Here is a 10,201-nt window from a genome sequence, read left to right as displayed (position 1 = left end):
TCCCATACCGAACACGGAAGTTAAGCTCTTCAGCGCCGATGGTAGTAGGGGGCTTCCCCCTGTGAGAGTAGGACGTCGCCGGGCAAAGGCCATCCCCTGTGGGGGATGGTTTTTTTGTGTTTACAATTAGTTCTTTTCAAGCAAAAAGGCATTTGGCGCGATATTATATAGATTAAAATACGATGTTCTTCCACGCTCATAAATTCTCTCATCCGCTCATAAATCCTCTCATCCGCTCATAAATCCGCCCAAGCGCTCATAAACTCCCTTATCCGCTCATAAAGCCGCTCTCCGCTCATATAGTAGCCCCCGCCCATGCTGCCAAGCTCCCAAGCCTCGAAACGGGCAAAAAACCTCTGAACCCCTTCAAACTCCCTCAAAAATCTCCAATCCCCCCATAAAGCCCCCCCAACATTCAAAGCAAACCACTCCAGTTAAATTTCTTTCTACGCATTCAATTTCTTCTGGAAGAATAGGGTATATTGAAGGGAGGAGGTGGGGGAAGGTGATTGTACGTAATGTAGCGAAAAGGTTTTTCAAGGAGCGTTTTTTCGATCAGGCGGCGCAGACTGCGTATTATTTGCTGTTATCGATGTTTCCTTTTCTCATCTTCCTGTTCTCCTTGCTTAGTTATTTGCCTGTAGATGAGGAGATGTTTTTAGCGTTCCTTCGTCCGTTTGCGCCTAGTGAGGCGTATGTGATCATTGAACAGAATGTACGGGCGATTATTTTCAAGGTGCAGGGGAATGTTTTATACACGAGCTTGGCTGTCGCTTTTTGGTTGTCGTCAGTTGCTGTGCAATCATTGGCACGCTCGTTGGATCAGGCGTATGGGTATGTCAGGCGATATGCATTTTGGAAAGTGTTGATCCGGGATTTGGGAGTTACATTATTATTCATGCTAGTTCTTTCTTTGTCCCTATTTCTTCCGGTAGTCGAAAGGGCGTTGCACGAAGTGGTTACGTATTATGATACGGTCGAGCAATGGCGCGGCTGGAAGACCGTTTGGCCGATGGTGAAGTGGGGTCTTGGGACTTTGTTTTTGTTCCTGTTTTTCCTATTGTTTTACAAAGTTGTTCCGACAGGTAGAATGAGAGTGAAGGAAGTGTTGCCGGGTGCGATTTTCTCTGCAATCGGCTGGCAGCTGTTCTCGCTATTTTTCGGAAGCTATGTGGCAAATGTCGATTATACGAAGCTCTATGGACAGCTGTCCGGGATTATCCTACTCGTCCTTTGGTTTTATTTGACTGCAGTCATCCTGATGGTTTCAGGATTGCTCAACGCAGAGAGCCGGGCATTTTTAAAAGGAAAGGGAAGATGATTATGAAAATACTTGTAGTGGATGATGATCCGAATATATTGGAGTTAGTGAGTATCCATTTATCCCAGTCGGGGTATGAAGTGTTCAAGGCGGCAAGTGGCGCGCAGGCACTTGAAAAGCTAGAGGAACAACTTCCCGATTTGGCGGTTGTTGACGTCATGATGCCCGGGATGGATGGGTTTGAATTGACGAAGAGGCTACGGGCGGAAGCGGATATCCCGGTTTTATTGCTAACGGCGAAAGGGGAGCTGGAGGATAAGGAGAAAGGCTTTTTGGCCGGGTCTGACGATTATGTTGTCAAACCGTTTGAGCCGAGGGAGCTTTTATTCAGAATCAATGCCATCTTACGGAGATATGACAAGGCAGTCGATGTACTCATACAGGCAGGGCCGCTTAAGATCAACAGGCAAAGCTATGAAGTGTCTATTGGGAAAAAAGTGCTGTTGCTGCCATTGAAGGAGTTTGAGCTGCTGTCTGTCCTTGCATCTAAGCCGAATCAGGTGTTTGAGCGTGACTTCCTTATTGAACGCGTCTGGGGCTTCGATTATGAAGGGGATGAGCAGACGCTGAACGTCCATATCAAACGGCTGCGCGATAAGCTGGAAGGGTTGCCGGAAGATGTTCGCATAACGACAGTCCGCGGAGTCGGTTATAAGCTCGAGGTGTCGAGTACATGAGATCCCTTTACGGAAAATTCCTCTCCTTCACAACGGGCATCATGCTGACAAGCGCTGTCGTTGCATTTCTTGTGGTGAATACATATTATCATCAGCAATTGAAAGGGCAAAATGACGCAAAGAACATGAATATTGCACTCACGATGGCTGAATACATCGAGACGGAGGAGCCTGCCGATCTGGCGGGTTACTTCAGCACGCAAGCGACCTCTGGCTATAAATTATTTGTCGTGAACGATAGCCGTCAGGCAACTCTGTATGGAGCACCTTTCCGGCTGGAGAATTTGAGACCAGCTTCGGTGGATAAAGTGCTGAATGGTCAGCTGTACCACGGAATGCGGGATTTGAAAACGGAGACGTTCATGACCGGTTTTTTTTCGGATGAACTTGCGAACACAGTAGGCGTTCCGTTTACATACAATGGGGAAACTTATGCCCTTTTCATGAGGCCGGATATTAAATTGCTGTTCACGGAAGTTCACTACTTATTGGGCGGCATGGTAGTCGTCATGGCGATTGTCAGCCTGTTGTCGATGCTGATCGTTGCAAAAAAGTTGATTGAACCGATCACGAAGCTAACTGCGGCAGCGAAAAAAGTCGGCGAAGAAAAGTTCACTGGATCTCTTGATATTACCCGGCGTGATGAGATCGGCCAGCTGGCGCAAAGCTTTCAGCGGATGACCGAGAAGCTCAGTGAAAATGACCGGATGCGTAAAGAGTTCATTAGCGACGTATCACATGATTTTCAGTCGCCTTTGCTTAACATTAAAGGATATGCCAATTTGCTGATGGATAGTGGCTTGCCTGAACAGGAGCGGCAAAACTATGCGAAAGTCATTCAATCCGAAACGGAACGGCTCTCTTTATTGACGAAGCAATTATTGCTATTGACGTCACTCGATCAATTAGAGTCTCCTTTGAAACCAATCAAATTTCGTCTGGATGAGCAATTAAAAGAAGTCATTCGAAAACAAAGATGGCTTCTGGAGGAGAAGGAGATGTCGCTCGTCATGGAATTGGATGAAGTCGCGGTAACAGGAGATCCCGCCTTCCTTGAAAAAGTATGGGAAAACCTGCTTTCCAATGCGTTGAAATATACGGAGGTGGGCGGAGAAATTGACATTCGTCTGACGGAAGGAAAAGACGAGGTGAAAGTTGCAATCCAGGATAACGGAGCGGGAATTGCGGAGCAGCATTTGAGCAGGCTGTTTGACCGCTTTTACCGAGTCGATCATTCCAGGACGCAACAAGTCGAGGGGACAGGGCTTGGACTTTCCATCGTTCATCAAGTTGTGAAGCTCCACGGGGGCCTGGTGCAGATTGATAGCAAGGAAGGGGTCGGCACGACATTTACAATCATACTACCAAAATTGTAATCTGTTGTTCATGTTCCGTTCATATTGGCCTTCTATGATAGGAATATAACATAAACGAGATAGGAGGAAATAACATGCAAGAGAAATGGAGTATAAGGCTTATTAGGATTTCAGCAATTTTTGGAGTGATCGGAGCATTTCTAGGATCCCATATGGCGGGGGCGGGATCATATGCTTTCCGTCCGATTCACGCGCATATCCTTGTTGTCGGTTGGTTATCGGTCTTCGCTTGGGGCGTCTTCTACAAAATCTACAAAGTCCGCGCGAAAAAGATGGTTGCTGCACATGGTTGGACCGCAATCATCGGATCCATCGGTCTGACAGCAGGAATGTGGTTGCAGTTTATGAACCCGTTCGGTGTGAATGAAACATTCTCGCTCATTTTCTATATTGTTGGAGGAAGCGTTCTGCTCATCAGCTTTGTTCTATTTGTTTTAGTGACATTTCTTATTGAGAGAGAAGGAAGACGCTAATGACTGCAGGGAGACTTAAAGGAAGGCGGCTTTGGTGGCTATCTATTGGAATTTGGCTTCTGCTTACAATTCTGTTGACCGCGATTGCGCCGGGAAGCAAAGAAAATGTTGTTGCCAATAAAGACGCAGGTCTGCCGTCTGACGCACCTTCCATTGTAGCGACCCATCAACTGGAGAAATATTTTCCGAATGACGGCGGAATGCCGCTGTTTGCAGTGTTCCATAAGGATAGCGGACTATCGGACGAAGAGGTCGTCAATTTTGCGCAAGCTATTGAGTCATTGAAAGAGGATGAAGCGTTTGAAGAGGTGGATGTCATTCCTTTATCCAAACTACAGCCGGAGCAGCGCGCATCTTTCCTATCGGAGAATGAAAAAACATTTTTCGTCCCACTATCATTGCCGCAAAATCTTGAAGGAAAAGATATGAACAAGTTAGTTCAATCCGTTAAGGAGTCTGTCGGCGGTCAAGTAGCAGATGGAATTGAATTGTCTTGGACGGGGCCGGCTGGAATCGCTTCAGACGCAGTCGAACTTTTCAGCCAAGCGGATATTGTCCTGTTGCTATCTACTGTAGGACTTATTTTGGTTCTGTTATTAATCATTTATCGCTCGCCACTATTGACGTTCATCCCTTTGTTGGGCGCTGGGATCGTTTATGCGGTTGTCGATAGAGTCGTCGGATTCACGACTGCACAAGGCTGGTTTGGCGTTGATAGCCAAGCGCTGTCAATTATGACGATCCTTTTATTTGCGGTAGTTACGGATTATTCATTACTCATCTTCTCCCGCTATCGAGAGGAATTGAAGGTGCATGAGGATGCCAACGTTGCGATGAAAGAAACGATGCGCCACGTAAAGGAGCCGATTTTCTTCAGCGGCAGCACGATCGTTTTGGGCGTTGCGACATTGTTTTTTGCTCTGTATGAGCCGTACCGTAATTTTGCGCCCGTATTTGCAATTGCGGCGGGGGCAATGTTGATTGCAGGATTGACGTTATTGCCGGCATTATTTGCATTGATTGGCAGGAAAGCGTTCTGGCCAGTCATCCCGAAATACGGAGAGAAGACGGTAGAAAAGAAAACGGTTTGGGGGAAAGTGGCGGCCGTCGTTACGAAAAAGCCGTTCCTCTTCATGATTCCGATTTTATTATTGCTCGGGCTTGGTGCATGGAATATGACAAATATGAAAGAGTCCTATGATTTGATCGCTTCTTTTCCAGAGGATCTTTCATCCAGGGTTGGATATGAGCGGTTAGGGGCGGATTTTTCGGAAGGAAGCTTAGCGCCGGGTACATTGCTGTTCGTTTCTGATAATGAATTAGGCATGGAAGAAATGAAGGCAGTGATTGAACGGATTGAAGAAGATCCTGCCATTGCCCAAATAACGACACAAGGCAATCCTTTGAATGAAGACGGTAATGCCGCGAAATTCTCTGTAACGTTTGCAGGTAACCCTTATGACGAGGAAGCGTTCGATGCGGTCTTGAAGCTTCGGGAAGATAGCGAAAAGATCTTGAAGGAAGCTAATCTATCAGATACGACATTGTATATTTCGGGTGAAACGGCGATCAATGCCGATTTGAGGGACATCAATGACCGGGATACGTGGATTGTCATGATCTTAATGACTGTTTTGATCACGATTATGTTAGGCTTCCAAACGAGGTCGATTGTAGCGCCGATTTACATGATCGGAAGCATCTTACTGTCGTTTGCGGCTACAGTAGGCTTGGCGTACTTCTTATTCGGCGTGTTCCTGGACCTTGAAGGATTGAGCTACAGGATTCCGCTATATGCATTTGTCTTCCTTGTTGCACTTGGCGTCGATTATTCCATCATGCTCATCGCAAGAATCCGGGAAGAGATGAAAGTGATGCCATTTGACGATGCAGTGCGAAAAGGGGTGGAGCGTACGGGAGGAGTCATCAGTTCCGCGGGACTAATCTTAGCGGCGACGTTCCTTGTGCTTGCGACAATGCCAATTTATGAGTTGAAGCTATTCGGTTTCATAATGGCACTCGGCATTTTAATCGACACGTTCATCGTCAGACCGTTGCTCATTCCTGCTGTATTAGTGCTGCTGGGCAAATGGAGTTTTTGGCCGAAGCGTATGTAATCAATGAAAAACGTCACTTCCTCTATATGGGAGTGGCGTTTTTTCAATTATTCATTTCGAGTGGGCCATGTATTCTAACGTCTGTTTTATTTCTTCTTTACTTTAGGGTATTACATATATGGGGTTTTTAACTCTTAAAACAGCAAGGTGGAAAGGCGCAAAGAAGTTATTGGCTACCATGAGGATTATTTTGTTATCCAATAGACTATCTATAATTCGATTTATAAAAACGATCCAAACTATTTTTAAAGAGTGAATTGAACCGCAAAAAACAGGAAGAATTGTTCATCTTCTTACTAGTACACTACTTACTATAAAGGAGATGAGATTATGAATAACAAATCAATTGGATTATATCAAGGGGTCGCGTTATATATTGCTGCTATATTAGGTTCCGGTGTTCTTTTTTTATCTGGAGTAACTGCTTCAATGGCGGGACCTGCATCTATATTGTCTTGGATTATTGTGATATTAATTAGTTTTCCACTTGCTTACTCCTTCGCTAGTCTAGCAAAAAAGTACCCTGATGCAGGTGGAGCAGCAATCTTTGTAAGAAATTCCTTCGGGTTTCACTTTGGTAATATCGTTGGATGGTTTTACTTTGTAACAGCGGCAGTTGGTCAAACAATCGTTTCCTTAACTGGCGCCTATTATGTCGGTCAGGCATTTGGATTATCAAGTCTTACAACAGCAGTAGTTGCTATTGTGATATTAGTAATTGCGGGGGCGTTCAATTATTATGGCGTAGACGTTAGTGGGAAAGTTGCATTGGCATTAAGTTCTTTATTGCTGATTCTTTTGCTGGTAGCTGTATGTGTATCTTTTTCAAGAATACAATGGGAGAATTTTATTCCCTTTGCCCCAAATGGATGGTTTTCAGTTGGGAGTGCTATAACGGTTATTTTCTGGTCCTTTTTCGGGTGGGAAGCAATTTGTAATTTAGCGGAGCACTTTAAAAGGCCAGAAAAAGATATTGTCAAAGCTTCAATTATTAGTGCAGTTATAATAGGACTATTATTTTTAGGATTAAGCCTTGTAACTATTGGAACAGTAACGTATGGCAATCAAGAAAGCAGCCTATCTCCTATTGGTGTTATGATGGAAGATACAATAGGAGTAGGGGCTAAAATCGTCACTGCAATTTTGGCGTTAATTATTTGTACAGGGACATCCAATGCTTTTGTAGCCAGTCTCACGCAATTAGGATATTCATTAAGTAGGGATGGGGCTTTTCCAAAGTTTTTTTCAAAACGACATGTAACTACTCATATTCCAAGACGAATGGTATTATTTATTATCTGTTTTTCGATAACTGGTGTAATAGTGACGGGAGCTTTAACACTGACATTTGATGATATTTTATTTATTCCAACCTCACTCGGGATTATAGTTTATGTTCTTTCTATGGCGGCAGGCGTAAAATTATTTAAAAGGAACACATTAGCATGGTGGGCATCCTTGACCTCTTTGATTTTATGTTTATTGGTAATTCCATTTTTTCAGTTGTATATATTTGTACCATTAGTTGTGTTAGCAATTTATGCAGTATATATGATTTTGAGTAAAAATATTTTTGCCTATAAGGGGGCTTGAAATCCAATGAGTAATCAAAATTACCTTTCAAAGGATTCGATGTGGAAAGCAACCATATCATGTGATGCCACTTATGATGGGGTATTCTTTTACGCAGTAAAAACAACAGGGATATTCTGTCGTCCTTCTTGCAAGTCTAGGGTTCCTAACGATGAGAATGTTTCTTTTTTTGGATCTGCTGCTGAAGCCCAAAAGGCGGGATATAGACCCTGTAAAAGATGCAGACCTGATTTATGTTTTAGAAAATATGATCCGCTTACTTTTATTTTAGAAGATACTATCCGCTTGATAAAAAATAATTATATTCAAAATTTGTCTTTAGACGATATTGCATCAAATGTGGGAGTTAGTCGCTTTCACTTAAATCGGATTTTTAAAGAACGAATAGGGTGCACGCCTCGAATGTACTTAGAAAAATTTAGAGTAAATAAAGCGAAGGAATTACTTTTAACTACGGAATTTAATAGTACACAGATTGGTTACCAAATAGGATATCAAAGCATCTCTAGTTTTTACAGTGCATTTAAGAGAAATACAGGATTCTCACCGAACCAATTTCGTACTCTTCAGGTTAATAATAGCTCGAATCAGAATCAGGACTGAATTTATTGATTGGCTTTTTTTCAATTATTCATTTCGAGTGGGCCATGTATTGTAACGTCTGTTTGATTCCTTCCCGATAGGATGTGCGAGGTAGGGGACCGATTTCCAATTCGTATTTAGTGCCATCTAACACAACCGGCTCTTCATTCAAATAGAACATTTCAACGACCTCACGCATATTTGCATTGAAAAGACCTAAGAATCGAATCATATTTTTAGAAACAGTCCGGACAGGTTTATCGTATCCGGATAGTTCACGGATGATCTGAACGATTTCTTCACCGGTAATGACATCATAGCCAGGAATATTGTAGTTATGGCCGTACGCATTGTCATGCATCGATAAGTTGACCGCGGCTTTCGCTCCGTCTGGCGTGTAAATGAACTCCCTTGCAATCGTTTGGTTTCCGACGAACATAGCTTTTTTATGCTGAACGGCATCCTTTAAAGTAAAGTGCAATTGTGTATTTTTGGCGTTCGGTCCATAAAAATCGGGGAAATGTGCGATGATCGTTGGAACGTTTGATTGCTTGACCAGCTGCTCTACGTGCAAACGGATTTTTCCCTTTTTTGTATTCGGTTGTTTCGATGCACTTTCCGTTACTTTACTACCGTTCGATCTGCCATAAGCATATATATTCTCAATCATGACAAGCTTTGTATTCTGGGGTGTTGCTGCCTTTAAGACATTTCCAATGAAAGGGACTAGCTTATCCTCCCATTCGGGATAAGGGATATTAGCCGCTTGGAAAATGACGTCAACGTTTTCAGAGGCGGTAATGAGATCTTGTAGATTAAAAATATCTCCTGCTTGAATGGTGATTCCCTCTCTCTCTTCAAACAAATTCCTCAGTTTCTGCGCTGACCGTGCGAATGCAATCACTTCCACGCCTCTGCTAATTAATTCATTCACAAGCGAATAGCCCATGCCGCCTGACGCTCCTAATACAAGTGCTCTTTTCATATAAAAACCCCCAAATTATTATTTGACCACTGTTCAAATGAGGTGAAAAAAGTAAGCCGATAAACGGCTAACTTTGAAATATACCTTTCAACAGAAACTGAACATGTGCTTTTGCCATATCCAAAACGTCTTCGTATTGGAGCACATGGCGTAAATAGTGTGTAACAAACCCATGCAAAGATAAGAAAATAGACCAAATCTCTTGAATGGAAAGCTGCTTCTCACTCAAACTATGCACGGTTTGGGCGAACAATTCATACGTTTCGATTGGGCTTTGATTAAGATAGTCTCGCACTTCTTCATCTTTGATTAAAAACATGATTTCATAATGGCTTTGATGGTTTAACCCAAATTCGATATAGCCAAGCAAGATGGCTTCAAGCTTTTCCCGCGGGGCGAGAGTGGCTTGTGCGAGCTCTATCAGCTTATGTTCTAACATGCCGAAATGCTTTTGCACGAGTGCATAAAATAGCTCTGCTTTATTAGTAAAGTGATAATAAATAGCTCCGTGGCTATACCCAAGCTCTTTCGCTATTTGACGCATCGAAACGTGTTGGTATCCTTTTACGATAAATAAATCCCTTGCAGCATCCATGATCATTTCACGAGTTAGATCACGTTGCGCAGATTTTCGAGATGACATAGCTCCTCCTCGTTTGACCACTGTTCAAATAAATGATATCAAGCTTTGGAATTATTGTCAATTGTCAACTGTATGTCTAATGCAGTGCAAAAGTTCTGTTCATAATGGACGATAAAGCGGGGGATGTTTGCTAATCATAGTTAGGTCTTGGTCACTCATCTCGTCAAACTTTAATGTATAAGTAGTTGTTGAATAGCTCAAAAGTATAAGGTTTTGATTAGTTTAATGAAGTATCAATAATCCTACGACTGGTAGTATGAATGTAATTGTTTATTTCTTAAAAATAGGACTTTTTATTGCTGTATATAAAAACATATGGTACTATTTACTAGTGATATAGTTGGCAAACCTTTCGAAAGAGAGGGACGCAAAGCTCCGGGTCTAAAGCAGTTGTTGCAATGATGGCCGAGCCGCATGAAACTGGATGTTTTTCT

General features: G+C 42.9%; 9 protein-coding genes, 1 rRNA gene, 1 pseudogene and 1 riboswitch. Of the genes and pseudogenes, 8 read left to right on the top strand and 3 right to left on the bottom strand.

The genetic code is table 11. The features are described from left to right. Positions 1–84 (top strand): 5S ribosomal RNA (gene rrf / locus AWV70_RS02245); the annotation flags it as partial. A 152-nt stretch (positions 85–236) separates the two neighbouring features. On the opposite strand, the gene AWV70_RS23695 is transcribed toward rrf, so the two are convergent. Then, positions 237–419 carry a hypothetical protein gene (locus AWV70_RS23695; RefSeq protein WP_060203921.1) on the bottom strand — a complete coding sequence of 61 codons (183 nt, stop codon included), beginning with the start codon at positions 417–419 and terminating at the stop codon, positions 237–239. Between the two features lie 86 nt (positions 420–505). Between AWV70_RS23695 and AWV70_RS02235 the strand changes: the two genes are divergently transcribed. The 7 genes and pseudogenes from AWV70_RS02235 to AWV70_RS02205 all read left to right on the top strand — a co-directional run bounded on the left by AWV70_RS02235 (position 506) and on the right by AWV70_RS02205 (position 8,160). Beyond that, on the top strand, positions 506–1,321 hold the full coding sequence (locus AWV70_RS02235) for a YihY/virulence factor BrkB family protein (RefSeq protein ID WP_082713425.1): 816 nt from the start codon (positions 506–508) through the stop codon (positions 1,319–1,321). Positions 1,322–1,323: 2 nt separating this feature from the next. Continuing rightward, the gene (locus tag AWV70_RS02230; protein ID WP_060203934.1) at positions 1,324–1,998 is read left to right on the top strand and encodes a response regulator transcription factor; all 675 of its coding nucleotides are present in this window, start codon (positions 1,324–1,326) and stop codon (positions 1,996–1,998) included. Further along, the gene (locus AWV70_RS02225; RefSeq protein WP_060203919.1) at positions 1,995–3,374 is read left to right on the top strand and encodes a sensor histidine kinase; all 1,380 of its coding nucleotides are present in this window, start codon (positions 1,995–1,997) and stop codon (positions 3,372–3,374) included. Before AWV70_RS02230 ends, AWV70_RS02225 begins: the two co-directional genes overlap by 4 nt. Positions 3,375–3,448: 74 nt before the next feature. Continuing rightward, complete coding sequence (locus AWV70_RS02220) at positions 3,449–3,847, top strand: hypothetical protein (RefSeq protein WP_060203917.1); 399 nt, start codon at positions 3,449–3,451, stop codon at positions 3,845–3,847. Next, on the top strand, positions 3,847–5,964 hold the full coding sequence (locus AWV70_RS02215) for an MMPL family transporter (RefSeq protein ID WP_060203915.1): 2,118 nt from the start codon (positions 3,847–3,849) through the stop codon (positions 5,962–5,964). The genes AWV70_RS02220 and AWV70_RS02215 overlap by 1 nt, the downstream gene beginning before the upstream one ends. Before the next feature lie 330 nt (positions 5,965–6,294). After that, positions 6,295–7,571, top strand: a pseudogene (locus AWV70_RS02210) (APC family permease). Further along, positions 7,564–8,160, top strand: a complete 597-nt coding sequence (locus AWV70_RS02205; protein ID WP_060203911.1) for a bifunctional transcriptional activator/DNA repair enzyme AdaA — start codon at positions 7,564–7,566, stop codon at positions 8,158–8,160. Before AWV70_RS02210 ends, AWV70_RS02205 begins: the two are co-directional and overlap by 8 nt. A 28-nt stretch (positions 8,161–8,188) precedes the next feature. On the opposite strand, the gene AWV70_RS02200 is transcribed toward AWV70_RS02205, so the two are convergent. Both AWV70_RS02200 and AWV70_RS02195 read right to left on the bottom strand, forming a co-directional pair. Further along, positions 8,189–9,124, bottom strand: a complete 936-nt coding sequence (locus AWV70_RS02200) for an SDR family NAD(P)-dependent oxidoreductase (RefSeq protein ID WP_060203909.1) — start codon at positions 9,122–9,124, stop codon at positions 8,189–8,191. Between the two features lie 67 nt (positions 9,125–9,191). Further along, complete coding sequence (locus tag AWV70_RS02195) at positions 9,192–9,767, bottom strand: TetR/AcrR family transcriptional regulator (protein ID WP_060203908.1); 576 nt, start codon at positions 9,765–9,767, stop codon at positions 9,192–9,194. A 332-nt stretch (positions 9,768–10,099) separates the two neighbouring features. Beyond that, positions 10,100–10,185: riboswitch (cyclic di-GMP riboswitch) on the top strand. The last annotated feature ends 16 nt before the right edge of the window (positions 10,186–10,201 follow it).

Source organism: Sporosarcina koreensis, assembly GCF_001531445.1.
GTDB lineage: Bacteria > Bacillota > Bacilli > Bacillales_A > Planococcaceae > Sporosarcina > Sporosarcina koreensis_C.
This window is presented reverse-complemented; position numbering and strand designations above follow the sequence as displayed.

What these genes read in the sequence shown, in the direction of transcription:
- AWV70_RS02230 (WP_060203934.1), top strand. Translation starts at nt 1,324, where the DNA reads ATGAAAATACTTGTAGTGGATGATGATCCGAATATATTGGAGTTAGTG.
- AWV70_RS02225 (WP_060203919.1), top strand. Translation starts at nt 1,995, where the DNA reads ATGAGATCCCTTTACGGAAAATTCCTCTCCTTCACAACGGGCATCATG.
- AWV70_RS02220 (WP_060203917.1), top strand. Translation starts at nt 3,449, where the DNA reads ATGCAAGAGAAATGGAGTATAAGGCTTATTAGGATTTCAGCAATTTTT.
- AWV70_RS02215 (WP_060203915.1), top strand. Translation starts at nt 3,847, where the DNA reads ATGACTGCAGGGAGACTTAAAGGAAGGCGGCTTTGGTGGCTATCTATT.
- AWV70_RS02205 (WP_060203911.1), top strand. Translation starts at nt 7,564, where the DNA reads ATGAGTAATCAAAATTACCTTTCAAAGGATTCGATGTGGAAAGCAACC.
- AWV70_RS02200 (WP_060203909.1), bottom strand. Translation starts at nt 9,124, where the DNA reads ATGAAAAGAGCACTTGTATTAGGAGCGTCAGGCGGCATGGGCTATTCG.
- AWV70_RS02195 (WP_060203908.1), bottom strand. Translation starts at nt 9,767, where the DNA reads ATGTCATCTCGAAAATCTGCGCAACGTGATCTAACTCGTGAAATGATC.